We start from the raw sequence: 26,269 nt of genomic DNA, 5'->3' as shown, positions 1-26,269 counted from the left end.
CACCGCCATCGGGAGCAAGCCCCCTCCCACATTTACTCTGTGTTGTGTCAGAAAGTCTGGCCCAGGTTCAGATACACCGCTTTCTGATTGTCATCATTGAATCCATAGCTGAAATTCAACGGCCCCAGCGGTGTATCAAAGCCGAGGAAAACACTCGCCGCGTTGATATACCCGCTGTCGAACTGGTTGTCGTTGTTCCACGCCCGACCCCGTTCCACCGAGGCTCCCAGGTACAACGGGAAATCCAGCGGCAGGTACGAGCGCGGTGTCAGCCGGCGGTAGTACACCGCGCGCATCAGGCTGACGTTCTGGCCCGAGATCGCGTCCTCGCGAAAGCCTGACAATTGCCGTGCGCCACCCAGCAGGAAGCTGGAGACCACCACGTCGGATTTATCCAGGGTGCGTCCGTAGCGTCCGCCCAGGATCAGCGTGTCGGGGCCGTGACTCATGGCTTTGTCCAGCTTGAACTCCCATTGGCGGTAGCGCTGGTCGGAACCCAGCCCCGGCTCGAACTCACGGTAAGCCAGGGCGATGTCTTCGCCGGTGTGCGGGAAGTACACGTTATCGAAAGAGTCGAACGAGTATTTCAGCTCATAGAAGCCCTCACTGAAACTCACGCTCGGCAGGTCGCGGTCGCCGATACGCACGTCCGCCTTGCCCCAGGCTTCGCCCACGCCAAAGCGAATCTCGCCGCTGTTGCCGATCTGCCGCCCGACGTTCAAGCCGAAACCGTAGCGCTCCAGCCGATATTCCGAGATGGGGTCGTTGTCCATGATCAGCTCGACATTCTGCGCCTGGGCACGGATGTAGGGCGCGACGAAGTAGCGCGAGCCCGTGTCCATCGGTTGGTAGAACTCGCTGTACAGCTCCTGGCGATCACCGATTTGCACCCGCGTCAGCCATTCGGCGCCGAGGCGGTTGATACCGTTCATCCGGTAGCTGGCGCCAAGGTTGAAGGCGCTGTCGCCGCGCATGTCATCCGACAGGTTCAAACCCAGGCGCAGGTAGTCGGTGCCGCTGCGCTTGCCGCGTGCGCTGATGACCAGGGTGTTGTCCTTGGCTTTTTTCACCACGCGGTATTGCACCTGTTCGAAGTAGTCGAGGCCGTACAGCGTGCCCATGTCCGATTGCAGGCGGCCGAGGTTGAGCGGTTCGCCCAGCTCCTGGCGGATGTAATAGCGGATCACGTCGTCGCTGACTTTGGAGTCGTTTTCCACCTTGATCGCGGTAATGATCGGGGTGCGTTCGCCGGGCGTGCGCGCGGCGGTCAGTTGGGGGTCTACCGGTTCGGCGGGCCGCAGGTGCGCCAGGCGCAGGTCGAGGGCCCGCGTGGCGCGGTAGCCAGCATCGATCATGTCCTTGGCGCGGCCGAAATCCGTCACGCCGTAGGCTGCCAGGGACGGTTGGATCAACACGTCCCTGGGGTGCAAGGCCTTGAGTTGTTCCTCGGAATTGCGCCGGGTCATCAAGGTGATGGACTGATTGAGCACATCGACCACGGTCGCCAATTGCTTGCGTGAGCGTAGCGGTGTGCCGATGTCCACCACGATGGCGATGTCCACGCCCATTTCCCGCGCCACGTCCAAGGGAATGTTGTCGGTCATGCCGCCGTCCACCAGCAGGCGCCCTTCCAGCTCTACCGGAGCGAACACGGCGGGGATTGACATGCTCGCGCGTATTACCTGGGGCAGGTGGCCCTTGCTGAACACTACTTTTTCGCCGGTGGTGATGTCGGTGGCTACGGCCCGGAACGGAATCGGCAGCTTGTCGAAGTTACGCGTGTTGCTGCTGTGGGCGAACATGCTTTCCAGCAGCAATGCCAGATTCTGGCCCTGGATCACGCCCAGCGGCAGGCCGAGGCTGCCGTCGTCGCGAAAGCTGAGTTTCTGTTTGACCAGGAAATCGCGGTCATCCTGCTTGCGCCTGAACGGCACGTCTTCCCGGGGCGGTGCATCGGACAGCGCCTGTTGCCAGTCGATATTCAGGGCGAGCTTTTCCAGCTCGTCGATCTTGTAACCCGAGGCGTACAGCCCGCCAATCACTGCGCCCATGCTGGTGCCTGCAATTGCGTCGACCTGGATGCCCTGCTCTTCCAAGGCCTTGAGCACACCAATATGGGCCAGGCCACGCGCAGCGCCGCCCGACAGCACCAGGCCGATTTTCGGGCGTGGGCTTTCAACGGCATCGGCAAGAAGGGGGAACAGGCACAGGAACAGGCAGGACAACAGGCGGCGCATCATGAATCTCGAGGCTGGGCGATAAAGGCCGGTATTATAGCCATGCGATCCACTGACGCCGTCACGCAGGAGCCTTTCACGTTATGTCCGCAAGCAAACCCGAGATCGTCATCACCTACTGCACCCAGTGTCAGTGGCTGTTGCGTGCCGCCTGGCTGGCCCAGGAATTGTTGAGTACGTTTGCCGAGGATTTAGCCAAGGTGTCCCTGGCGCCCTCAACCGGCGGCGCGTTTCGCATCACGTGCGACAACGTACAGATCTGGGAGCGCAAGGCCGATGGAGGCTTCCCGGAGGCCAAGGTGCTCAAGCAGCGCGTGCGCGATCAGATCGACCCGCAGCGCGACCTGGGGCATAACGACCGTACGCCGTGACGTCAGGCCGCAGCCGGCGGCTTGGCCTGGCTGGCGCTGCCCATCAGGCCGGAAAGCACGATGGCGACGATGATCAGCGCGCCGCCCAGCAGCATGCGCAAGGTGGGCGTCTCGGCGAACAACAGCCAGGCCACCGTGATGCCGTAGACCGGTTCCATGGCAAACACCACCGACGCGGTGCGCGCCTTGATCACCGCGAGGCTGGCGACGAACAGACTATGGGCCAGGCCGGTACAGAGCACGCCGAGCAGGCCGATCCACAGCCAGTCCAGCGCACGCACATGCGCAAGCCCCGGTGCCGCCACGGGCAGCAGGCAGACTGCGACCACCACGTTCTGGCACAACGCGGCCTGTACCGCCGGAATGCGTCCGGAGCTGGCGCGGTTGTTCAATGACAACAAGGCGAACAGCAGCCCCGATGCGATGCCCCAGAGCAAGCCGCCCGTGGCGTCGCTGGCCAGGTTGAAGTCCGGGGTCACCAGAACCAGGCCGATGCTGACCAGCGCTACCAGCACCATTTCATTGGCGCGAATCCGCTCGCGGAAGATCAGCCCTTCAAGGATCACCGTGAAGGCCGGGAAGGCGGCAAACCCCAACGTTGCCACCGCCACCCCGGCGACCTTGACCGCTATGAAGAATGTCACCCAGTGCGCGGCAAGCAGCACGCCGCTGACCAGCAGGCGGCGCCAGTCGCGCATCTGCAGGTTTTTCCAGGGCGCATTGCTGGCAAAGCGCGCGAAGACCGCCAGGGCAATCACCGCAAATGCGGCCCGCCCGAATACGATGATGGACGGTGAGGCGGCCGCCAGCTTGCCGAAGACACCGGTGAGGCCAAACATCAATGCGCCGATATGCAGGGCGCCGAGGGCTGAGCGGGGAGTCATTGCGATCCTTGGACCAAGGGGTAACAGGGGCGCAGTCTACAACGCCTGGTGGCGAATGCGCTGTCATCAGACTGAAGCACAGCTGTCATGGGCTATTCACTGCCAGGGCGCAAGCTCGCGAAAACAGCGTCGAGGGACACCCATGACCCGTGCCGAATTCGCCAAGCCCAGCCGCAAGCAACGGGTGCGTACCCTGTGGATTTCCGACGTGCATCTGGGCACCCGGGATTGCCAGGCCGAGCACTTGTCGCACTTTCTCAAGGGCTACCACGCCGACAAGGTGTATCTGGTCGGCGACATTATCGATGGCTGGAAAATGCGCGGCGGCATGTATTGGCCACAAGCCCACACCAACGTCATCCGCCGCCTGCTGACCATGGCCAAGCGCGGCACCGAGGTGGTCTACGTCACCGGCAACCATGACGAGTTTCTAAGGCGCTATTCCAAGCTGATCCTAGGCAATATCCAACTGGTGGACGAGGCGGTGCATGTCACGGCGGACGGTCGTCATCTGCTGGTGATTCATGGCGATCAGTTCGATGTGATCACCCGTTATCACCGCTGGCTCGCCTTCCTGGGTGACTCGGCCTACGAATTTACCCTTACCCTGAACCGCTGGCTCAATCACTGGCGAGCGCGCTATGGCTACGGGTATTGGTCGCTGTCGGCTTACCTGAAACACAAGGTGAAAACCGCCGTGAGTTTTATCAGCGATTTTGAAGAGGCCATCGCCCACGAAGTGACCAAGCGTGAGCTGCACGGGGTGGTGTGCGGGCATATTCACCATGCCGAAATCCGCAAGGTGGGGGAGGTGGATTACCTCAATTGCGGCGATTGGGTGGAGTCGTGCACGGCGTTGATTGAGCACTGGGATGGGCATATCGAGTTGTATCGGCTGGCGGATGCGCAGGCCAAAGAGGCGCTGCTCAAAGCCGAAATGGTTGCAGGCTAGAGGTCAACTCAATCCAAATGTGGGAGGGGGCAAGCCCTAATGCCATTCAGTCAAGCGTACACCGCCCTCTGTAGGAGCGAGCTTGCTCGCGAAAAACTCACAGGCACCGCGTTCATTCAGGAAGCACGCGTTATCGTTGACATTTTTCGCGAGCAAGCTCGCTCCTACAAAAAGCCTTAACCCCTCCTATTCAGTTGGAGACGTCGGCGATGGCCTGGGCCAGCAGCGTCAAGCGCGTGGCATCCACCCCCGCCACGTTGGCCCGTCCCGTACTGACCATATATACACTGTGCTTTTCACGCAGTTGCTGGACCTGTTCGGCACTCAACCCAGTATAGGAAAACATCCCACGCTGCGTCCCGATATGCGCATACCGCTCGGCCAAGCCGTGGGGCGCCAGCGCGTCCACCAGCCCGGCGCGCAACTGCGCGATGCGCGAACGCATGGCCTCGACTTCGTCGCTCCACTGCTGTTTCAGCTCGGCATCGCCGAGGATGGTCGCGACCACCGCGGCACCATGGTCCGGCGGTGTCGACCACAGATTACGCGCGATATTGGCCAGTTGACTGCGCACATCCGTAAGCTTTTGCGCATCGGCCGCACACACGATCAAGGCGCCAACGCGGTCGCGGTACAAGCCAAAGTTCTTCGAGCACGAACTGGTGATCAACACTTCCGGCAGTTCGGCGGCGAACAAGCGCACCGCCCAGGCGTCCTGCTCCAGGCCGTCGCCAAAGCCTTGGTAGGCAAAATCGATCAGCGGCAGCAATTGGCGTTCGCGCACAATCTGCAGCACCTGGCGCCAGTCATCCTGGGACAGGTCGAAGCCGGTCGGGTTATGGCAGCAGGCGTGCAGCAAGACCACGTCGCCCTCGGGCACGCTGGACAGGGTGGCAAGCATCGCCGCCACATCCAGGCGGTTGTCGCTGCCCACGTAAGGGTAGTGACTGACCTTCAGCCCGGCTTTGGCGAAAATGGTTTCATGGATCGGCCAGGTCGGGTCGCTCAGCCACACGCCACGGCCGGGCAGGTTGTGGGCGATAAAGTCGGCGCTCAGGCGCAGGGCCCCGGTGCCGCCTGGCGTCTGGGTGGCGCCGGCACGCTGTTCACGCAGCAGCGCCGAATCGGCGCCAAGCACCAGTTGGCTGATCAGTGCGCCGAACGCTGCATCGCCGTGACCGCCGATGTAGGTCTTGGTGGTTTGCCTATCGACTAGGCGTTGCTCGGCGAGTTTTACCGAGTGCGGAATCGGCGTCAGGCCCTGGTCATCCTTATAGACGCCCACGCCGAGGTCGAATTTGTTCGGGTTGGCATCCTGGGCATACAGGTCCATCAGCCCGAGGATCGGGTCGCCCGGCACGCGGCCAATCGCGTCGAAATGCATTACTTGCGGCCCTCGGCGCTGTTGGCCACTTCATCGGTGCGCGCGGCCATGATGAAGTCGTTGCGGTGAAGGCCCTTGATGGAGTGGCTCCACCAGGTCACGGTGACTTTGCCCCATTCGGTGAGCAGGCCAGGGTGATGGCCTTCGGCTTCGGAGATTTCACCCACGGCATTGGTGAAGGCCAGGGCGAACTTAAAGTTCTTGAACAGGAAAACCTTTTCCAATTGCATCACGCCGTCGCGCACTTCGATGTTCCAGTCCGGGATCTGTTTGATCAGTACCGGCAGTTCTTCATCGCTGACTTGTGGGGCGTCGGCGCGGCAGGCTTCGCAATGGGCTTGGTTCAAGGTGGTCATGAAGGTGTCCTGAATTCGAATGATTGAAGGTCAGTGGCGTCACCCTAAAGCAACGCGAGGCCAGGGAACAGACTCACCTGGCGTCAAAATGTAAGGTTTACGCAGCTTTGGGCTTTGGCGGAAATTTGGGGGCATGCAGGCCCAACTGCATACCGCGCTCGACCATGCCCATGATGTCTTCCTGCGCCACGTCGAACAGGCGCTTGAGCTCGGGCAGCACGAAGTACAGCGGCTGCAGGATGTCGATGCGATACGGCGTGCGCATCGCCTCCAGCGGGTCGAAGGCCTGGTGTTCAGGCTCGTCCGACAGGCAATACACGCTTTCCTTGGGTGATGACAGAATACCGCCACCGTAGATGCGCCGGCCTTCGGGGGTATCCACCAGGCCAAATTCGATGGTCATCCAATACAGGCGCGCCAGGTACACCCGTTGCTCCTTGGTGGCCGCCAGGCCGAGCTTGCCGTAGGTGTGGGTGAATTCGGCGAACCAGGGGTTGGTCAGCAGCGGGCAGTGACCAAAGATCTCGTGGAAAATATCCGGCTCTTGCAGGTAGTCCAGTTCCTCACGGGTACGAATGAAGGTCGCTACCGGAAACTGCTTGCTGGCGAGCAATTCGAAGAAGGTCTGGAAGGGGATCAGCGCCGGCACGCGGGCGACTTGCCAGCCGGTGGTGTCGGCCAGCACTTTGTTGATCTCGCCCAACTGTGGGATGCGATCCAGGGGCAGGCCAAGCTTGTCGATGCCGTCCAGGTATTCCTGGCAGGCACGGCCCTCGATCACTTTCAACTGGCGTGTGATCAGGGTGTTCCACACCGCGTGTTCTTCCGGCGGGTAGTGGATAAAACCTTGCGCATCGGGCTCGCGGGCCACGTAGTGCGTCTGCTTCATACGGCTCTCCTGCTAGGCATTCGTTCTTGTTATGTCCTGCTGTGTGTCTATTGATAACCCGCACAGCGCAGGTTTTCAGCGGCTTCAAAGGCCCTTGAGTAGGAAAAATTACCGAATTTTGTAAACTATTCGTTACGGATGCGGCGCTCGTCGTTGTCTTGGGCTGGGAAAAGCGCCCGAGCTGTCACATAATCTTGACGACTATCTGCGCCCAGCGGCAAAAAAGACGCGGCGCCTACCCACTTTTCGGGCCTTTTCATGCGTATCAAAGTGCATTGCCAGAACCGCATCGGCATCCTGCGGGACATCCTCAACTTGTTGGTGGAGTACGGCGTGAACGTCGCCAAGGGCGAGGTCGGCGGCGAGCATGGCAATGCCATCTACCTGTTCTGCCCAAACCTGGTGAACATGCAGTTCCAGGCGCTGCGCCCGCAGTTTGAGGCGATCGCCGGGGTATTCGGCGTGAAAAGGGTAGGGCTGATGCCCAGCGAGCGTCGGCACATGGAACTCAATGCGCTGCTGGGCGCCCTGGAGTTTCCGGTGCTGTCCATCGACATGGGCGGCTCCATCGTTGCGGCCAACCGTGCGGCGGCGCAGTTGCTCGGCGTGCGGGTGGACGAAGTGCCGGGCATTCCCCTGTCGCGCTACGCCGAAGACTTCGATTTGCCGGAGCTGGTGCGCGCCAGCAAGTCGCGGATCAACGGGCTGCGGGTCAAGGTCAAGGGCGATGTGTTCCTGGCCGATATCGCGCCGCTGCAATCCTCCGAACACGATGACAGCGAAGCCATGGCCGGCGCGGTGTTGACCCTGCACCGCGCCGACCGGGTGGGCGAGCGTATCTACAATGTGCGCAAGCAGGAACTGCGCGGCTTCGACAGCATCTTCCAGAGTTCCAAGGTGATGGCCGCCGTGGTGCGCGAAGCCCGGCGCATGGCGCCGCTGGATGCACCTCTATTAATAGAAGGCGAAACCGGAACCGGCAAGGAGCTGCTGGCCCGTGCCTGTCACCTCGCCAGCCCGCGCGGCCAGTCGCCATTGATGGCGCTTAACTGTGCGGGCTTGCCTGAGTCGATGGCCGAGACCGAGCTGTTTGGCTACGGCCCCGGCGCGTTCGAAGGCGCACGGGCCGAAGGCAAGCTCGGGCTGCTGGAACTGACCGCGGGCGGTACGTTGTTTCTCGATGGAGTGGGGGAAATGAGTGCACGCCTGCAGGTAAAACTGCTGCGCTTTCTGCAGGACGGGTGCTTTCGTCGCGTCGGCAGCGATGAAGAGGTGTACCTCGACGTGCGGGTGATCTGCGCGACTCAGGTCGACTTGTCCGAACTATGCGCCCGTGGCGAATTTCGCCAGGACCTGTATCACCGCTTGAACGTACTGTCGCTGCATATCCCGCCCTTGCGCGAATGCCTGGACGGCCTCGGGCCATTGGTCGAGCACTTCCTCGATCAAGCCAGTCGGCAGATCGGTTGCCCACTGCCCAAATTGGCGCCTGCCGCGATGGACAAACTCAGCCACTATCACTGGCCGGGCAATGTGCGGCAGTTGGAAAACGTGCTGTTCCAGGCGGTTTCGCTGTGCGAGGGCGGGACGGTCAAGCTTGAGCATATTCGCTTGCCGGATTACGGCGTGCGCCAGCCGCTTGGTGATTTCTCGCTGGAAGGCGGGTTGGACGCCATCGTCGGGCGGTTTGAAAAGGCCGTGCTCGAAGCGCTGTATGCCGAGCATCCCAGCAGCCGGCAGCTGGGCAAGCGCCTGGACGTATCCCACACCACTATCGCCAACAAACTGCGTGACTACGAAATCCTCAAAGCTGGCAAATAACAACTGGCACAAATTGGTCCAAAACTGTGGGAGGGGGCTTGCTCCCGATAGCGGTGTGTCAGCCACAGAATGATGAACTGACCCACCGCCATCGGGAGCAAGCCCCCTCCCACATTGGATTTGTGTCGTCTACAAGGCCGAGGCTTGCCGTGAGCGGCAGTAGTCCGCCGTTTTTTCGACTCTCATCCACGCTCTAAATCTTGCCGCATACCCGCAAACCCCCGTCCCGCCTGCGCTTTAGCCACTTTTGAAAAGTTGGTTCGCAAATTGCTTAAGCCTCATCAGTACAGCGGTGGACGGCAAGCGTCCGTCAGAAAGAGGATAGAGCGTGGACAAGTACCTTTACGTGGCAATGACCGGCGCCAGCCAGAATGCTCTGGCGCAGAAGGCCCATGCCAACAATCTGGCGAACATTTCCACCAACGGTTTCCAGCGCGACCTGGAGCAGGCGCGGTCGATGCCGGTGTTCGGTGACAGCTTTCCGGCGCGGGCTTTCGCCCTGACCGAACGGCCGGCCACCGACTTCACTCCCGGGGCGATGATCGAAACCGGACGTGACCTGGACGTGGCCGTCAGCGGCGACGGCTGGATGGCCGTGCAAACCCCGGATGGCAGCGAAGCCTACGTGCGCAGCGCCAGCATGAACGTGGATGCGCTCGGTGTGCTGCGGGCCGGCAACGGTATGCCGATCATGGGCAACGGCGGCCCGATTGCCGTGCCGCCCCAGCAGAAAATCGAAGTGGGCGCCGACGGCACCATCAGCATCCGCGCCATGGGCGAAGGCCCGCGGGTGATGGCCGAAGTGGACCGGATCAAGCTGGTCCAGCCCGACCTCAAGAACATGAACAAAGGCTTGGATGGCACCATCCACACCAAGGATGGCAAGCCGGCCCAGGCCGATGCGAACGTCAAGCTGACCTCGGGCTTCCTGCAGGCGAGCAACGTCAATGCGGTTGAGGAAATGACCGCGGTACTGGCACTTTCCAAGCAGTTCGAGCTGCACATCAAGATGATGAACACCGCCAAAGAAGATGACCAGGCCATGACCCGCGTCTTGCAGATGAGCTAACAGCCTTACCTGGCTTTTAAATAAACAGCGCAGCACGGCGCCAACAAACAGGCGCACGAAGGAGAACAGCATGCTTCCGGCTCTATGGGTTGCCAAGACAGGCCTGTCCGCCCAGGACACTAACCTGACCACCATTTCCAACAACCTGGCGAACGTGTCGACCACGGGTTTCAAACGTGATCGCGCCGAATTCCAAGACTTGCTCTATCAGATCAAGCGCCAGCCAGGCGCCCAGTCGACCCAGGACAGCGAACTGCCGTCGGGCCTGCAACTGGGTACCGGTGTGCAGATCGTCGGCACCCAGAAAAACTTCAGCGCCGGTAACCTGCAACAGACCGGCCAGCCGCTGGACATGGCGATCAACGGCCGTGGCTTCTTCCAGATCCTGCAACCGGATGGCACTACGTCCTACACCCGTGACGGTACCTTCCACCTGGACTCCAACGGCCAGATCGTGACCGCCAATGGTTTTGCCCTGGAGCCAGCCGTGGTGGTGCCGGCAGACGCCAAGACCTTCACCGTCGGCAACGACGGCACCGTGTCCATCACCGTGGCCGGCAACCCTGCGTCGCAAGTGATCGGCAACCTGCAAACCGCCGACTTCATCAACCCGGCCGGCCTGCAGGCCATGGGCAACAACCTGTTCCTGGAAACCGCTTCCAGCGGCGCGCCGCAAATCGGCACCCCTGGTCTGAACGGTTTCGGCACCACGCTGCAAAGCACCCTGGAAACCTCCAACGTCAGCACGGTTGAGGAGATGGTCAACATGATCACCACCCAGCGCGCCTACGAGATGAACTCCAAGGTGATTTCCACCGCCGACCAGATGCTTTCGTTCGTAACGCAGAATCTGTAATCAGTCTATGGGGCGCCCTTGAAAGCGCCTGCAACACCGTGAGGTTAGGGTCATGAATCGCATTGTTTCTGTTCTGGCATTGAGTGGGATCGCCGTGCTTGCGGGCTGTGTCGCCCCGTCGCCGAAACCCAATGACCCGTACTACGCGCCGGTGTTGCCGCGCACGCCATTGCCGGCGGCAGCCAACAATGGCTCGATCTATCAGGCCGGGTTCGAGCAGAACCTGTACAGCGACCGCAAGGCGTTCCGGGTCGGTGACATCATCACCATCACCCTGAACGAGAAGACCCAGGCGAGCAAGAACGCCAACTCGCAGATCGGCAAGACCAGCAAGACCGGTATCGGCCTGACGTCGCTGTTCGGCGGCGGCCTGACCACCAATAACCCGTTGGGTGACGGTGACCTGAGCCTCAGTGCCGGCTACAGCGGCGACCGCGCCACCAACGGCAAGAGCGCGGCGGGGCAGGGCAACAGCCTGACCGGCTCGATCACCGTGACCGTGGCCGACGTGTTGCCCAACGGCATCATCGCCGTACGCGGTGAAAAGTGGATGACCCTCAATACCGGCGACGAGTTGGTGCGCATTGCCGGCATGGTGCGTGCCGATGATATTTCCACCGACAACACCGTGCCGTCGACGCGGATTGCCGATGCACGGATTACCTACTCGGGTACAGGTTCGTTTGCTGATGCAAGCCAGCCGGGCTGGTTCGACCGTTTCTTCCTTAGCCCGCTGTTCCCTTTCTAGGTGGCCATTTTGAACTTCAAGCAGTTGATGGCGGCGGTCGTGTTGCTGTGCCTGAGCGCTGTCGCCCAGGCTGAACGCCTGAAAGACATCGCCAGCATTTCCGGCGTGCGCAGTAACCAGTTGATCGGTTATGGCCTGGTGGTGGGGCTCAATGGCACGGGTGACCAGACCACCCAGACCCCGTTCACCCTGCAAACCTTCAACAACATGCTGTCGCAGTTCGGCATCAAGGTACCGCCAGGCTCGGGCAACGTGCAGCTGAAGAACGTCGCGGCGGTGTCGATCAGTGCCGATTTGCCGGCGTTCGCCAAGCCGGGGCAGGTGGTGGATATCACCGTGTCGTCCATGGGTAACTCCAAGAGCCTGCGTGGCGGTACGTTGCTGATGACGCCGCTCAAAGGTATCGACGGCAACGTCTACGCCATCGCCCAGGGCAACCTGGTGGTGGGCGGGTTCGACGCCGAGGGCCGCGACGGTTCGAAGATCACCGTCAACGTACCGTCGGCCGGGCGCATTCCCGGTGGCGCTACGGTTGAACGCACCGTGCCGAGTGGTTTCAACCAGGGCAACAGCCTGACCCTGAACCTCAACCGGTCCGACTTCACCACCGCCAAGCGCGTGGTCGACAAGATCAACGACATGCTCGGCCCAGGCGTCGCCCAGGCCATCGATGGCGGTTCGGTGCGTGTGACCGCGCCCTTGGACCCCAGCCAGCGCGTGGACTACCTGTCGATCCTGGAAAACCTGGAGGTCGACCCCGGCCAGGCAGTGGCCAAAGTCATCATCAACTCGCGCACCGGCACCATCGTGATCGGCCAGAACGTCAAGGTCTCGCCGGCGGCGGTGACCCACGGCAGCCTGACGGTGACCATTACCGAAGACCCGATTGTCAGCCAGCCGGGGCCGCTGTCCAACGGCCAGACGGCGGTAGTCCCGCGTTCGCGGGTCAATGCCCAGCAGGAAGCCAAGCCGATGTTCAAGTTCGGCCCCGGTACCACCCTGGACGAGATCGTCCGCGCGGTGAACCAAGTGGGCGCGGCCCCTGGCGACTTGATGGCGATCCTCGAAGCCCTGAAACAGGCCGGCGCTTTGCAAGCCGACCTGATCGTGATCTGAGGCCATGGTCATGGATATGCGCAAGAGCGGGATCAGCAGCACGGCGGACTCGGGGTCTTACTCCGACCTGAATCGGCTTAACCAGCTCAAGGTCGGCGCCGACAAGAACAGCGAAGGCAACATGCGCAAAGTCGCGCAGGAGTTCGAGTCGTTGTTCTTGAGCGAGATGCTCAAGTCCATGCGCTCGGCCACCGAGGCCCTGGGCAAGGACAACCCGATGAACACCCCGGCGGCCAAGCAGTACCAGGAAATGTACGACCAGCAATTGGCGGTGTCGATGTCCCGCGAAGGCGGTGGTATCGGCCTGGCCGACGTGCTGATGCGCCAGATGCAGAAGAACAAACCGGTGGACGCCCAGGCGGCCACCTTGCAGGGCCCGGCAGCCGATGCCCCGGCGAAAAAAGCCGACGTGCCGACGGAAATCGCCGCCGGCACCCAGGCGCAAGGCCCGTTGGGTCGCTCCAACGGCCAGCGCCCGTTGTGGGCCTACCGTGTGGCGGTGCCCGAAGGCGCCAGTGCGCATGCCAACGATATGGAGCTGATGAACCAGCGGCGTATCGCCTTGCCAAGCAAGCTGACCGACCGCCTGCTCGCGGGCATCGTGCCGAGCACGCCGGTCGCTGCGCAAACCACCAGCGCGCCACTGCGCAACAGTGCTGCCGACGACAACGTGGTCAACAGCAGCGCCCGCAGCGTCGCCGTGCCGAGCGGCAAGATGCAGGTCTACGGCCGCGCCATCGCCCAGCCACCGCTGGCGCCGGCGAAAAAAGCCTTCAGCTCGCAGGATGAATTCGTCGCCACCATGCTGCCGATGGCCAAGGCCGCCGCCGCGCGTATCGGTATCGATCCGAAGTACCTGGTGGCCCAGGCCGCCCTGGAAACCGGTTGGGGCAAATCAGTGATGCGCGCCGAGGATGGCAGCAGCAGCCACAACCTGTTCGGCATCAAGGCCGGCCAGAGCTGGCAGGGCGGCCAGGCGCGTGCGATCACCAGCGAGTTTCGCGACGGCGCGATGGTCAAGGAGACGGCGCAGTTCCGCTCCTACAGCTCCTATCAGGACAGCTTCCATGACCTCGTGACCCTGCTGCAAAGCAATGATCGCTATAAAGAAGTTGTGAAATCAGCCGATAACCCGGAACAGTTTGTACGCGAGTTGCAAAAGGCCGGTTATGCAACTGATCCGGCCTATGCCAGCAAGATTTCGCAGATCGCCAAAAACATGAACAGTTACCAGAACTACGCTGCCGCTGGCGCAACCACACATTTATAAGGTCTGAACCATGAGTTTGCTCAGTATCGGGATGTCAGGGCTCAATGCCGCTCAAGGATCGTTGTCGGTCTTGAGTAATAACATCGCCAACGCCAACACCTCGGGTTATTCGCGTCAGCAGACCACGCAGAATGCCAATGCCAACAACCCTTACGGCGGCGTGTACATCGGCAGCGGCACGACCCTGGCCGATGTGCGCCGGGTGTATAACGAATTCCTCGACGCGGCCTACCAGAACAGCACGGCGCTCAACAACGACGCCAAGGCCTATTCCAGCCAGGCCAGCGCCATCGACAAAACCCTGTCGGACAAGACCACCGGCATGTCTTCGGTACTCAGCGCGTTCTTCGCCGCTGTGCAGACTTCGGCGGCCAACCCCAGCGATGTGTCCGCCCGGCAAGTGCTGCTGACCAGCGCCCAGACCCTGAGCAACCGTTTCAACTCGATCTCCAGCCAATTGAATGAGCAGAAAGAGTCGATCAACGGGCAGTTGGTGACCATGAGCGATCAGGTCAACCAGTTGACCTCCTCGATTGCTTCCCTCAACAAGCAAATCACCCTGGCCCAAGGCTCCAGCAACAGCGCCCCGGCCAACCTGCTGGATGCGCGTAACGAGGCAGTGCGTTCGCTCAATGAACTGGTCGGCGTGACCACCAGCGAAAAGAACGGCGTGTTCAGCGTCAGCACCGGCACCGGCCAATCCCTGGTATTGGGCGATCAGTCCAACACGATCTCGGCGGTATCGAGCAGCAGTGATCCAAGCCAGTACACCATCCAGCTCAATGCCGGCGGCGGTACGGCTATCGACCTGGGCAACGTGCTCAGTGGCGGCAGCATTGGCGGTTTGTTGCGTTATCGCAGCGACGCCCTGATGCCGGCCATCAATGACCTGGGGCGCATCGCCCTGGCGACCGCCGATACCGTCAACAGCCAACTGGGCCAGGGCCTGGACCTGAACGGTGACTTCGGTTCGTCGCTGTTCAAGGACATCAACAGCGCGGCCGCGATTGCCCAGCGCAGTCAGGGCTCGATGGGCAACAGCACTGGCTCCGGCAACTTGAACGTGAGCATCAGCGACACCAGCAAGCTGTCGACCTACGACTATAAAGTCACCTTTACCAGCGGCAACAACTACACCGTGGTGCGTTCCGACGGCAAAGCCATGGGCGCGTTCGACACCACGACCACGCCGCCACCGGTGATCGACGGCTTCACGCTGGCCCTGGATGGCAAGGGGCCGATTGCGGCGGGCGACAGTTTCAAAGTCAGCCCAACGGCCACGGGCGCGGCAACCATCGGCACCGCGTTGACCGACGCCAATAAAATCGCGTTCGCCGGGCCATTGCTGGGCGAGGGCAGCAAGACCAACCAGGGCACCGGCACCTTTACCCCGCCGACCCTGACCCTGCCGATCGATATTCATGGTGGTGCCGACACCGCGCAATTGCGTACCGGCATTGAACATTCGATGCCGGTAAAGATGGTGTTCGGCAAGCCTGCGGCTGATGGCACCCAGGGCTACACGCTCAACGATGCCCAGGGTAACTCGATCGGCACCGGCACCATCGTGCCGGGCCAGGGCAACAAGATCACCGTCGACGTACCGATGCGCGATGCCAACGGCACGCTGCTGGTGCCGGCCAAGAGCTTCAAGTTCGATACCACCGTCGCCGGTGCGCCCGCTGCGGGCGACAGCACTACGTTTTCCTTCAACGCCTCGGGCAAATCGGATAACCGTAACGCCCAGGCCCTGCTCGACCTGCAGACCAAAACTACAGTCGGCCTGTCCGACGGCACTGGCGGCGGCTTGAGCCTGGTGGCGGCCAACAGCCGCCTGGTCTCGACCGTGGGCGCCAAGGCCGCTTCGGCCAATACCGACACTACCGCCACCGGCGCCTTGCTCAAGGCCAACCAGGACGCGCGCAACTCGGTGTCCCAGGTCAACCTGGATGAAGAGGCGGGCGACATGATCAAGTTCCAGCAGTACTACACCGCGTCGTCGCAGATCATCAAGGCTGCGCAAGAAACCTTCAGCACGCTGATCAATAGTCTTTAAGGGAGTCTGGGACGATGCGTATTTCTACCGCTCAATATTTCGAAACCAGTTCCGCCAAGTATTCGGATAACTACTCCAGCGTGGTGAAGGCGCAGGATCAGGCCAGCTCTGGCGTACGCGTGCAAACCGCAGCGGATGACCCGGTGGCGGCGGCACGGTTGTTGTTGCTGCAACAACAGAAAGACATGTTGGGGCAGTTCAACGGCAACATCACCAGTTTGAAGAACTCGCTGACCAATGAGGAAAGCGTGCTGGACGCGATCAGTGACGCCATGCAGCGCGCCACTCAATTGGCCCTGCGTGCCGGTGGTTCGGTCAGCGACGCTGATCGGCGATCGATCGCCAGCGAAGTAGGCGCCATTGAAGACCAGGTGCTGGGCCTGCTTAACAGCAAGGACTCCTCCGGCAATTACCTGTTTTCCGGCTCCAAGACCCAGACGCCGCCCTACACCCGTAACAATGACGGTACCTACAGCTATCAGGGCGACGAAACTCCGCTGAGCCTGCAGGTTTCCAATACGCTGACGGTCAGCGCCGGTGATACCGGTAAAACCATCCTGGAAGGCGCAGCCAATTCCAGCCGTACCCAGGCCGTTTGGCAAGCGCCAGTGCCGCAGACGGTGCCGCCGACGGTCAACGACAACAAAGTTGCGTTATCGGCCGGGCTGGTGACGTCGAGCTCCGATTATTCGAACACGTTTGCCGATGGCCAGCCCTACAAGCTGACCTTCACCAGCAGCACCCAATACAAAGTGGCCGATAAGAACGGCAATGACGTGACCTCGGAGATCCCTGGCAACGGCACGTTCGACGCCACCAAGGAAGGCAGTTCGAGCGTGGCGTTGCGCGGGGTGAAGTTCGACATCACCTTGAATCTGGGGGATGTCGCGCCAGGCGCCAACTCCGACGCACTGGTCAAGGATCGGTCCTTCAGCCTTGAAGCCAAACCAGACACGTTCAGTGTTTCGCGTACGCCGAGCAATGCGTCCACGGTGCAATTGACAGGCGCCCGCGTATCCAATCAGGCGAACTACGCCAGCACCTTCCCGACCAACAGCGGGGCGCTGATCAAGTTCACCAGTGCGACCGCCTATGAGGTATACGCCCAGCCTTTCACGACCGACAGCAAGGCCATCGCGACCGGCGATACCGGCGGGGGCACCACGGTAACTGCTGCGGGTGTGACCTTTGATGTCAGCGCCGGGCCACCGCAGCCGGGTGATCAGTTTGCCGTGGGGGCCAATACCCAGAAAACCCAGAATGCGCTGGACACCCTCGGTCAATTGCGCAAAGCCCTGGAGTTGCCGGCGGACGGTAATCCCGCAGCGACGATAAAGCTCAAGGACGTGCTGGATGCGTCCATCAGCAACCTCGCCAATTCGAGTTCGCAGATCACTAATGTCCGCGGTTCCATCGGTGCGCGGGAAAACGCACTGGACATCCAGGCCAGTGAAAACACCAGTGTGGGTATCGCCAATACCAGCACCATGAGTGACTTGGCCAATATCGACATGGGCGAGGCGGCGATCAATCTAACGCTGCAGCAAACCATGCTGCAGGCTTCGCAACTGGCCTTCGTTAAAATTTCCCAGTTGAGCTTGTTCAACAAGATGTGATTTCAGGCGGTAGATCAGCGGCTCATCCCGGAAACGGGCTGGGCCGTTGTCATTTTTGCAGCCGACGTGTTTACAGATTTCGCACCGATGCATGGAAATTGAGTGACCTGTGAGTCATAAAGCGCATCTTCACTGTATTGTGTAAAAAGGATAAGTCGCCTTGCCGTCGTTACTGCGCGGCTTTCAGCGAATTTTTTATGGGGTTATCCCCTTTATTGTCAGCACTTCGGGCACAGACACCCGGGGTGTCTCCAGCTATTTAGTATTGGGAAGCCACAATGATTGGCATAAAAAGCATCGCCAGTTACGTGCCGGCGGACGGTATCGATAACTACGCCCAGGGTGCCAAATTCGCCAAGGATGAAGAGTTCATCATTGGCAAGATCGGTTCGGCGTTCCTGCCACGCAAGGAAGCCACGCAGGAAACCTCCGATCTGTGTGTCGAGGCGGTCAACGCTTTGTTTGCCAACAACCCGGACTTGAAGCGTGAGTCCATCGACGCCGTCATTGTGGTCACGCAGAACGGCGATGAAGAAGGGCTGCCCCACACCGCAGCTATCGTCCAGGACAAACTGGGTCTGCCAACCCACGTGGCTGCCTTCGATATTTCCCTGGGCTGTTCCGGTTACGTGTACGGCATCTACGCGATGAAGGGCTTCATGGAAGCCACCGGCCTGAAAAACGGCCTGCTGATCACCTCCGACCCGTATTCGAAGATCGTCGACCCGGAAGACCGCAACACCACCATGCTCTTCGGCGACGCCGCCACCGCCACCTGGATGGGCGAAGACGCGCCGTGGTTGCTGGGCAAATCCAAGTTCGGCACCGACGGTTCCGGTGCGCCGCACCTGAAGGTCAGCGATGGTGTGTTCTTCATGAACGGCCGCCAGGTCTTCAACTTCGCCTTGCTCAAGGTGCCGGCGCATCTGCACGAGCTGCTCGACGAGTCGGACCTCAAGGCCGATGACATCGATGCGTTCTGCATTCACCAGGGCAGTGCGGCGATTGTCGACGCCGTGGCGCGCCGTTTTGAAGATGCGCCAGTGGACAAGTTCATCAAGGACATGGTCGAGACCGGCAATACCGTGTCATCGAGCATTCCGTTGCTGCTGGAAAAGCACGTGATGGACGCCACCTGGAAGCGCGTGGCGATCAGTGGGTTTGGCGTGGGCCTGTCCTGGGGCTCGGCAATTCTGTATCGCCCATGACCTTTTAAGGGCGCACGAAAAAACGCCGATGATCGAAAGATCATCGGCGTTTTTTATTTGGCGCCAGAAAAACCAATAAACCCTGGGTTTTTGGCAGTGGTAAGCCCTTGAAATGCAAGGGCTGGCACAGGGCTAGTAAAAAAAATCAAAAAAACCCTCAAGCAACCGGCTACCACGACGATAACTATTACGTAGGTTCTCAGGCCACACCCGGCGGTTGCCAGGGCCGGAAGCCGCAGTATCCATCCATCGAGGATTTCGTCATGGCTTTAACAGTAAACACCAACATTGCTTCGATCACTACTCAGGGCAACCTGAACAAAGCTGGCGGCGCCCTGGCCACTTCCATGCAGCGCCTGTCTTCCGGCCTGCGTATCAACAGCGCTAAAGACGACGCAGCTGGCCTGGGTATCTCCAACCGTATGACCAGCCAGATCAACGGCCTGGGTCAAGCAGTGAAGAACGCCAACGATGGTATCTCCATCGCGCAAACCGCTGAAGGCGCAATGCAGGCTTCGACCGACATTCTGCAAAAAATGCGTACCCTGGCCCTGTCTTCGGCTACCGGCTCCCTGAGCACCGACGACCGTAAGTCGAACAACGACGAATACCAGGCTCTGACTTCGGAACTGACCCGTATCTCGCAAACCACCACTTTCGGTGGCCAGAAGCTGCTGGACGGTTCGTACGGTACCAAAGCTATTCAGGTTGGCGCCAACGCTAACGAAACCATCAACCTGAGCCTGGACAACGTTGCAGCCAACAACATTGGTTCGCAGCAGATCAAAAGCTTGGGCGTCGCTCCAGGTGCTGGTGTTGCAGGTGGCGACATTGCTGTCACCGGTAACGGCGAGACCAAAACCGTCAACATCGGCGCTGCTGCTTCCGCCAAAACCATCGCTGCACAGCTCAATGGCGCCGTCGGTGGCCTGAGCGCTACTGCCAGCACCGAAGCTCAGTTCACTGTTGCTGCAGGCGCAGCGGCTGCTCCAGCTTCGTTCACCATGACCGTTGGCGGCCAAGCCACCACGTTCATTGGCGTATCCAGCACTGCCAACCTGGCTGACCAACTGAAGTCGAACTCCGCCAAACTGGGTATCAGCGTTAACTACGACGAATCCAAAGGCACACTGTCGGTTAAATCCGATACCGGTGAAAACCTTGCATTCAGCGCTTCGACCGCTGCCGGCACCATCACCGTTGCCACCAAAGATGGCGCAGGCGCTTACGGTACCGGTGTTGCCCTGGCCGATGGCATTATCGCTACCGGTGCTGTGACCTTGAACTCTTCCAAGGGCTACTCCCTGGAAGGTGCCGGTGTGACTGGAGTGTTCGGTGCTGCGACTTCCGCTGCCTCGGCCAAGACCTCCGTATCGCAGACCGACGTGACCGACGCCACCAAGGCTCAGAACGCCGTTTCCGTGATCGACCAGGCTATCGCTACCATCTCCAGCTCCCGTTCGGGCCTGGGCGCTGTACAGAACCGTCTGACCAGCACTGTAGACAACCTGTCCAACATCCAGAAAAACACCACCGCTGCTCGTAGCACCATCCAGGACGTCGACTTCGCTTCCGAAGCCGCTGAACTGACCAAGCAGCAAACCCTGCAGTCGGCTTCCACTGCGATCCTGTCGCAGGCTAACCAGCTGCCATCCGCTGTACTGAAGCTGCTTCAGTAATTACGGCGCTTGGTAACTGACGGAAGGGCGCGTTTACGTGCCCTTTCGTCTTTTCCAGTCAGAGGAGATTGGACATGGACATGAGTGTGAAGCTGAACCAGTCTTATCCGCCGCAGGCCGTTCAAGCCTCCATGGCGCCTGTGGTTGCCGACAAAGACAAGAGCAAGGTTGAGCTGGCCGCGCCAGCCGCAGATAAGTCCCAAAAGGGCGATCTGGAAAAAGCGGTCACTGATATTAAAGAATTCGTACAAGCGGCCCAGCGCAACCTGGACTTTTCCATTGATGATTCCACCCATAGGGTCGTGGTCAAGGTTATTGCCACCGATACCGGTGAAGTAATCCGCCAGATCCCTTCGGAAACGGCCTTGAAGCTGGCGCAAAGCTTGTCCAGCGCCAGCCACGTGTTGTTTGACGACAAAGTTTGAGCTGGCATGATACTTGTTGCTGTTAGGGCTTGAAGCGAAAGTCGTCAAGATAACGGCAGCCACCGTAATAGGAGAAAGATGATGGCGGGTACAACGATTACTGGCGTGGGGTCGGGCTTCGACACCCAGGCGCTTGTGAAATCCCTGGTGGATGGCGAGCGCGCGCCAAAGCAGGCGCAGATCAACCTCCAGTCGCAGAAGGCCACCACTCAGCTTTCGTCGATCGGCAAGATCCAGGCTGCCCTGGACGCCTTTCGCGGTGCGCTGACCAGCATGAGCACCGACAACAGCTTTACTGGCTTGACCGGCACTTCGTCGGATGAAAAGGTCGCCACCATGACGGCCAACCCAGGCGCCGCCAGCGGTAGCTTCTCGCTGGTGGTCAATCAGTTGGCGACCCCTTCGAAGCTGTCGACCAAAAGTTTTGCCGGTGGCCAGTCTACGGTCGTGAATAATACCAACAGCCCGACGAAGCTGACGATCACCCAATCGGGCAAGAACTTCGACCTTAGCGTGCCGGCGGGTGCGACCCTGCAACAGGTTCGTGACTCGATCAACTCACAGTTCGGCACTGCCGGCCTGAGTGCTAACATCCTGACTGACTCCAACGGTTCGCGCCTGATCCTGACCTCCACCAATGCCGGGGTCGGTTCGGATTTGACCATGTCGGGTGACTCGGGGGTGGACACCGGCTACACCGTGGTGACTCCGCCTCAGAATGCCAAGTACACCATCGATGGTATTGCTGCCGAATCCAAGACCAACAGCATTACCGATGCGGTGAGCGGGGTGAGTATCAAGCTGCTCACCGTTTCGCCTACCGTTATTGCCAACGATCCGAATAAAGACAATCCGGTTCGTACGGCCCTGACCATTTCCGTGTCTACCAGCGCCACCTCCCTGAAATCCGGAGTCAAGGGTTTCGTCGACACCTATAACGCGTTGCTCAAGGCCATGAACGCCGAGACCAAGGTGACCAAGGATGCCGCCGGTAACTCCATCGCGGCGACCCTGACCGGCGATTCGACCATGCGCACCTTGCAGGGAGCGATCCGCAACGAGTTCAACGCGCTGTCCGGTAACGGCACCTTAAAGTCCCTGGCGCAGTTTGGCATCACGACCGACCAGAATACCGGTGCATTGAGCATCGACAGCAAGCAGTGGGACAAGGCGGTGCTGAGCAATCCCGCTGACATCAACAGTATCTTCAGTGGCAAGACCGGCCTGCTGGCGCGCCTGACGGCTGCGACCGACGCCTATGCCAAGCCCACCACCGGGATCCTGGCGACGCGCACCACATCGCTGGCCGACAGCCTCAAGGATCTGACCAAGCAACAGACCAGCCTGGATGAGCGCCTGACCACCCTGCAAGACGCGCTGACCCGTAAATACACCGCCATGGATACGCTGGTGGCGCAGTTGCGCCAGCAGAGCAACAGCATCCTCGGTACGCTCAATGCGATCAGTAAGTCGCAAAGCAGCGACGACTAATTGAATGCGCATGAAAAGGCCCGGGTCCGTTGACCTGGGCTTTGTTTTTTCCAAGGCCGGCGGGTTAAAGTTTTTTGCGATCCAGTCGACATAATGGTTACTGCAACCCTTACCGCTGTTGCCTGTCACGAGGTAGAAACATGAATCCCATGAGAGCCCTTCGCCAATACCAGAAGGTCAATTCCCATGCCCAGATTTCTGAAGCCAGCCCGCATCGCCTGGTGCAGATGCTGATGGAAGGCGGGCTGGACCGTATGGCGCAAGCCAAGGGCGCACTGGCGCGGGGTGATATTGCGCAGAAAGGCCTGATGCTGGGTAAGGCTGCCGACATCCTGATAGGTTTGCGTGACGGCCTGGATGCGGAAAAAAGCGACAACAAGGAATACGTTCAGCAATTGGAAGGCTTGTATGTCTATATGACCAATCGCTTGATGGAAGCCAATCTGCACAATGACGCCGACATGATCGACGAAGTCGCGCGTCTGCTGATTACCGTGAAAGAAGGCTGGGATGCCATCGCCGCGCCCCAGGGCGCCGCACAATAAGGCCATCGCGCCTTGAGGAAATCGTCATGAGCCACGCACTGCAACGCATTGATGAAACCCGTGAAGCCCTGGTCGATGCACTGGCTGCGCGCAACTGGGACGCCATTGGCGAGCTGGACCTGGGCTGTCGCAACGTGATCGATAACGTGCTCAGCGAAGCGCCGGTGGACGAGGATGCGTTGCGAGAAAAGCTGGAGGCGCTGTTGGCGGTGTACCAGCAGTTGCTCGAGGTGACGACCGGCGAGCGCCAGGCGATTTTCGAAGAGATGTCACAGATCAACCAAGCGAAAAGTGCGTCAAAGGTTTACCATCTGTTCGGCTGATAGGGGCGCGGTTGGTCCGAACGGCGCGTCATATATTTGACTGTGCCAGCATTTTTGACTTAACTAGTGCTGTTTTCAGATTTCAGACGTCTAGTAGAAGATAAGTCTTACAGACGTCTTGATTGCCTTCATTCCGGGGCAGGAAGTTTTACTAGGGAAGTTGCTATTGCATGTGGCGTGAAACCAAAATTCTGCTGATCGATGACGATAGCGTCCGCCGCCGCGATTTAGCGGTGATTTTAAATTTTCTCGGTGAAGAAAATTTGCCCTGCGGTAGCCATGATTGGCAGCAGGCGGTCAGCTCGTTGGCGTCGAGCCGTGAAGTCATTTGTGTGCTGATCGGGACGGTAAACGCTCCTGGCGCTGTTTTGGGCTTGTTAAAGACACTGTCAACCTGGGATGAGTTCCTTCCCGTGTTGCTGATGGGCGATATTTCTTCCGTCGACCTGCCTGAAGACCAGCGCCGCCGGGTACTTTCCACCCTGGAAATGCCCCCCAGCTACAGCAAGCTGCTCGACTCCCTGCACCGCGCCCAGGTCTATCGCGAGATGTATGACCAGGCCCGCGAGCGCGGCCGTCACCGTGAACCCAACCTGTTCCGCAGCCTCGTCGGCACCAGCCGGGCGATCCAGCACGTGCGCCAGATGATGCAGCAAGTGGCTGACACCGACGCCAGCGTGCTGATCCTGGGCGAGTCGGGCACCGGCAAGGAAGTGGTCGCGCGCAACCTGCATTACCATTCCAAACGTCGCGACGGGCCGTTCGTGCCGGTCAACTGCGGGGCCATCCCGGCAGAGCTGTTGGAAAGCGAATTGTTCGGCCACGAGAAGGGCGCCTTTACCGGCGCGATCACCAGTCGTGCCGGGCGCTTCGAACTGGCCAATGGCGGCACGCTGTTTCTCGACGAAATCGGCGATATGCCGCTGCCAATGCAGGTCAAGCTGCTGCGCGTGTTGCAGGAGCGTACCTTCGAGCGCGTGGGCAGCAACAAGACCCAGAGCGTGGATGTGCGCATCATTGCCGCGACCCACAAGAACCTCGAAAGCATGATCGAGGTCGGCAGCTTCCGCGAAGACTTGTATTACCGCCTCAACGTATTCCCCATCGAGATGGCGCCGCTGCGTGAGCGTGTGGAAGACATCCCGTTGTTGATGAACGAATTGATCTCGCGCATGGAGCACGAAAAACGCGGCTCCATCCGTTTCAACTCCGCCGCGATCATGTCGCTGTGCCGTCACGGCTGGCCGGGCAACGTCCGTGAGCTGGCCAACCTGGTGGAGCGCATGGCGATCATGCACCCCTATGGTGTGATCGGCGTGGTCGAATTGCCGAAGAAATTCCGCTACGTCGACGATGAAGACGAGCAACTGGTCGACAGCCTGCGCAGTGACATGGAAGAGCGCGTGGCGATCAACGGCCACGCGCCGGACTTCGGTGCCACGGCCATGCTGCCGCCCGAAGGCCTTGATCTGAAGGACTACCTCGGCAACCTGGAACAAGGCCTGATCCAGCAGGCCCTGGACGACGCCAACGGCATCGTCGCGCGTGCCGCCGAGCGCCTGCGTATCCGTCGCACCACCCTGGTGGAAAAGATGCGCAAGTACGGTATGAGCCGCAAAGAGGGCGATGAACAGGCGGATGATTGACGCCTGTTTTTCAACCGATTGATTCTTAGGTAGTTTTTTTTCGGCACGGGTATTGCTACAGCCCTCGCAACGTTCCGTTTAACTGACGGTCAGCCAAGCGAGAGAGCATGATGCCCCACGCCGCCCAACTATCTCCGGCCCCTGCCATCCAGGGGCTGGTTTCGCCTGTAGAGCCGCCGACCCGCCAGGGTCTTGAACAGGCGTTCTCGCAGTTCAACCAGATGTCGAGCCAGCTGACCGATTCCTACAGTCTGCTTGAAGCCCGGGTGTCCGAGCTTAAAGGCGAACTCGCGGTGGTCAGCGCCCAGCGCATGCAGGAACTGGCCGAAAAAGAGCGCCTGGCCAACCGCCTGCAGAATCTGCTTTCGCTGTTGCCCGGTGGCGTGATCGTCATCGATGACCAGGGCCGTGTGCGCGAAGCCAACCCGGCGGCCTGCGACTTGCTCGGCCTGCCGCTGGAAGGCGAGCTGTGGCGCCACGTCATCACCCGCTGCTTCGCGCCGCGTGAGGATGACGGCCACGAAGTGTCCCTTAAAGACGGGCGCCGCCTGTCCATCGCCACCCGCTCCCTGGATGCTGAACCGGGCCAATTGGTGCTGCTCAACGATTTGACAGAAACCCGTCATCTGCAAGACCAACTGGCGCGGCATGAGCGGTTGTCGTCGTTGGGGCGGATGGTCGCGTCCCTCGCGCATCAGATCCGTACGCCGTTGTCGGCGGCGTTGATCTACGCCAGTCATTTGACTGATGAGCAGTTGCCGGCGGCCACCCACCAGCGTTTTGCCGGGCGTCTCAAGGAGCGCCTGCACGAGCTGGAACATCAGGTGCGCGACATGCTGGTGTTTGCCCGTGGCGAATTGCCGTTGACCGACCGCCTGACCCCGGCCGGTTTGATGCAGGCCCTGCAAGCGGCAGCCGCTACGCATATCCAGGGCGCCAGCCTGCGCTGGCAGTGCGACAGCCACCAGGGCGAGTTGCTGTGCAACCGTGACACCCTGGTCGGCGCGCTGCTCAACCTGATCGAAAACGCCACCCAGGCCAGTGGCCCCGGTGCACGCCTCAAGGTGCACCTGTATCGCCGCGAGCAAACCCTGCGCCTGTGCATCAGCGACAGCGGCAGCGGTATCGCGCCGGCCGTGCTGCAGCGCCTGGGCGAACCTTTTTTCACCACCAAGACCAACGGCACCGGCCTCGGCCTGACCGTGGTCAAGGCAGTGGCCCGTGCGCATCAGGGAGAATTGCAGTTGCGCTCCCGGTTGGGGCGCGGCACCTGTGCATTGATGACCTTGCCGCTGTTTTCCAGCGCGGCGAGCGCGGAGTAAAAGGA

Annotated in this window: 23 protein-coding genes; 18 read left to right on the top strand and 5 right to left on the bottom strand. The window is 60.4% G+C overall.

Translation table 11 applies throughout. The annotated features are described in order from the left end of the window. Positions 1 to 47: 47 nt before the first annotated feature. Positions 48 to 2,237: a patatin-like phospholipase family protein gene (locus C4J84_RS17805; protein ID WP_124436337.1), complete on the bottom strand. Its 2,190-nt coding sequence runs from the start codon at positions 2,235 to 2,237 to the stop codon at positions 48 to 50. An 83-nt stretch (positions 2,238 to 2,320) separates the two neighbouring features. Here C4J84_RS17805 and C4J84_RS17800 point away from each other — a divergent pair, with 83 nt between their 5' ends. Beyond that, a complete protein-coding gene (locus tag C4J84_RS17800; RefSeq protein WP_124363804.1) occupies positions 2,321 to 2,608 on the top strand; it encodes a SelT/SelW/SelH family protein in 288 nt (95 codons plus the stop codon). 2 nt (positions 2,609 to 2,610) lie between these two features. Here the strand turns inward: C4J84_RS17800 and C4J84_RS17795 are convergent, their stop codons facing one another. Next, positions 2,611 to 3,492 (bottom strand): DMT family transporter, encoded by an 882-nt coding sequence (locus C4J84_RS17795; protein ID WP_124435835.1) that lies wholly within the window; start codon positions 3,490 to 3,492, stop codon positions 2,611 to 2,613. A gap of 142 nt (positions 3,493 to 3,634) precedes the next feature. Here C4J84_RS17795 and C4J84_RS17790 point away from each other — a divergent pair, with 142 nt between their 5' ends. Continuing rightward, complete coding sequence (locus C4J84_RS17790; protein ID WP_124371429.1) at positions 3,635 to 4,444, top strand: UDP-2,3-diacylglucosamine diphosphatase; 810 nt, start codon at positions 3,635 to 3,637, stop codon at positions 4,442 to 4,444. Between the two features lie 190 nt (positions 4,445 to 4,634). Here the strand turns inward: C4J84_RS17790 and C4J84_RS17785 are convergent, their stop codons facing one another. The 3 genes from C4J84_RS17785 to phhA all read right to left on the bottom strand — a co-directional run bounded on the left by C4J84_RS17785 (position 4,635) and on the right by phhA (position 7,073). Then, positions 4,635 to 5,828, bottom strand: coding sequence for an amino acid aminotransferase (locus C4J84_RS17785; RefSeq protein WP_124435834.1), 1,194 nt, complete (start codon positions 5,826 to 5,828; stop codon positions 4,635 to 4,637). Then, positions 5,828 to 6,184 (bottom strand): 4a-hydroxytetrahydrobiopterin dehydratase, encoded by a 357-nt coding sequence (locus C4J84_RS17780; protein WP_124363799.1) that lies wholly within the window; start codon positions 6,182 to 6,184, stop codon positions 5,828 to 5,830. Before C4J84_RS17780 ends, C4J84_RS17785 begins: the two co-directional genes overlap by 1 nt. 97 nt (positions 6,185 to 6,281) lie before the next feature. Then, positions 6,282 to 7,073, bottom strand: a complete 792-nt coding sequence (gene phhA, locus C4J84_RS17775; RefSeq protein ID WP_124371427.1) for a phenylalanine 4-monooxygenase — start codon at positions 7,071 to 7,073, stop codon at positions 6,282 to 6,284. Positions 7,074 to 7,331: 258 nt separating this feature from the next. On the opposite strand from phhA, the gene C4J84_RS17770 reads away from it, so the two are divergent. The 16 genes from C4J84_RS17770 (at position 7,332) to C4J84_RS17695 (ending at position 26,264) form a co-directional block, all read left to right on the top strand. Next, on the top strand, positions 7,332 to 8,894 hold the full coding sequence (locus C4J84_RS17770) for a sigma-54-dependent transcriptional regulator (protein WP_124363797.1): 1,563 nt from the start codon (positions 7,332 to 7,334) through the stop codon (positions 8,892 to 8,894). Between the two features lie 328 nt (positions 8,895 to 9,222). Next, positions 9,223 to 9,963, top strand: a complete 741-nt coding sequence (locus C4J84_RS17765; protein ID WP_124435833.1) for a flagellar basal body rod protein FlgF — start codon at positions 9,223 to 9,225, stop codon at positions 9,961 to 9,963. 70 nt (positions 9,964 to 10,033) lie between these two features. Continuing rightward, on the top strand, positions 10,034 to 10,819 hold the full coding sequence (gene flgG, locus C4J84_RS17760; protein WP_057721328.1) for a flagellar basal-body rod protein FlgG: 786 nt from the start codon (positions 10,034 to 10,036) through the stop codon (positions 10,817 to 10,819). Between the two features lie 52 nt (positions 10,820 to 10,871). Further along, positions 10,872 to 11,567: a flagellar basal body L-ring protein FlgH gene (flgH, locus tag C4J84_RS17755; RefSeq protein ID WP_124363795.1), complete on the top strand. Its 696-nt coding sequence runs from the start codon at positions 10,872 to 10,874 to the stop codon at positions 11,565 to 11,567. 6 nt (positions 11,568 to 11,573) lie between these two features. Beyond that, positions 11,574 to 12,683, top strand: coding sequence for a flagellar basal body P-ring protein FlgI (locus C4J84_RS17750; protein WP_372237507.1), 1,110 nt, complete (start codon positions 11,574 to 11,576; stop codon positions 12,681 to 12,683). A 4-nt stretch (positions 12,684 to 12,687) separates the two neighbouring features. Continuing rightward, positions 12,688 to 13,953, top strand: coding sequence for a flagellar assembly peptidoglycan hydrolase FlgJ (gene flgJ, locus C4J84_RS17745; protein WP_124367857.1), 1,266 nt, complete (start codon positions 12,688 to 12,690; stop codon positions 13,951 to 13,953). Positions 13,954 to 13,963: 10 nt separating this feature from the next. After that, positions 13,964 to 16,009 carry a flagellar hook-associated protein FlgK gene (gene flgK, locus C4J84_RS17740; RefSeq protein WP_124435832.1) on the top strand — a complete coding sequence of 682 codons (2,046 nt, stop codon included), beginning with the start codon at positions 13,964 to 13,966 and terminating at the stop codon, positions 16,007 to 16,009. A 14-nt stretch (positions 16,010 to 16,023) separates the two neighbouring features. Further along, positions 16,024 to 17,625, top strand: a complete 1,602-nt coding sequence (locus tag C4J84_RS17735) for a flagellar hook-associated protein 3 (protein ID WP_124435831.1) — start codon at positions 16,024 to 16,026, stop codon at positions 17,623 to 17,625. 278 nt (positions 17,626 to 17,903) lie between these two features. Further along, positions 17,904 to 18,833, top strand: coding sequence for a ketoacyl-ACP synthase III (locus C4J84_RS17730; RefSeq protein WP_124435830.1), 930 nt, complete (start codon positions 17,904 to 17,906; stop codon positions 18,831 to 18,833). Positions 18,834 to 19,096: 263 nt separating this feature from the next. Further along, the gene (locus C4J84_RS17725; protein ID WP_124435829.1) at positions 19,097 to 20,512 is read left to right on the top strand and encodes a flagellin; all 1,416 of its coding nucleotides are present in this window, start codon (positions 19,097 to 19,099) and stop codon (positions 20,510 to 20,512) included. 74 nt (positions 20,513 to 20,586) lie between these two features. Then, on the top strand, positions 20,587 to 20,937 hold the full coding sequence (locus C4J84_RS17720) for a flagellar protein FlaG (protein ID WP_124435828.1): 351 nt from the start codon (positions 20,587 to 20,589) through the stop codon (positions 20,935 to 20,937). An 81-nt stretch (positions 20,938 to 21,018) separates the two neighbouring features. Beyond that, entirely contained in the window at positions 21,019 to 22,428 is a 1,410-nt protein-coding gene (fliD, locus tag C4J84_RS17715; RefSeq protein ID WP_124435827.1) for a flagellar filament capping protein FliD, read from the top strand. Positions 22,429 to 22,568: 140 nt separating this feature from the next. Then, positions 22,569 to 22,973 carry a flagellar export chaperone FliS gene (gene fliS / locus C4J84_RS17710; protein WP_124435826.1) on the top strand — a complete coding sequence of 135 codons (405 nt, stop codon included), beginning with the start codon at positions 22,569 to 22,571 and terminating at the stop codon, positions 22,971 to 22,973. Positions 22,974 to 22,999: 26 nt separating this feature from the next. Continuing rightward, on the top strand, positions 23,000 to 23,296 hold the full coding sequence (fliT, locus tag C4J84_RS17705) for a flagellar protein FliT (RefSeq protein ID WP_124363785.1): 297 nt from the start codon (positions 23,000 to 23,002) through the stop codon (positions 23,294 to 23,296). Between the two features lie 170 nt (positions 23,297 to 23,466). Continuing rightward, the gene (locus C4J84_RS17700; RefSeq protein WP_124363784.1) at positions 23,467 to 24,942 is read left to right on the top strand and encodes a sigma-54 dependent transcriptional regulator; all 1,476 of its coding nucleotides are present in this window, start codon (positions 23,467 to 23,469) and stop codon (positions 24,940 to 24,942) included. A 110-nt stretch (positions 24,943 to 25,052) separates the two neighbouring features. After that, on the top strand, positions 25,053 to 26,264 hold the full coding sequence (locus C4J84_RS17695) for a PAS domain-containing sensor histidine kinase (RefSeq protein WP_124436336.1): 1,212 nt from the start codon (positions 25,053 to 25,055) through the stop codon (positions 26,262 to 26,264). Positions 26,265 to 26,269 lie beyond the last annotated feature (5 nt).

Source organism: Pseudomonas sp. R11-23-07, assembly GCF_003852295.1.
GTDB lineage: Bacteria > Pseudomonadota > Gammaproteobacteria > Pseudomonadales > Pseudomonadaceae > Aquipseudomonas.
Note: the sequence above shows the minus strand (reverse complement) of the source record. Positions and strands in the feature narration are given on the sequence as shown.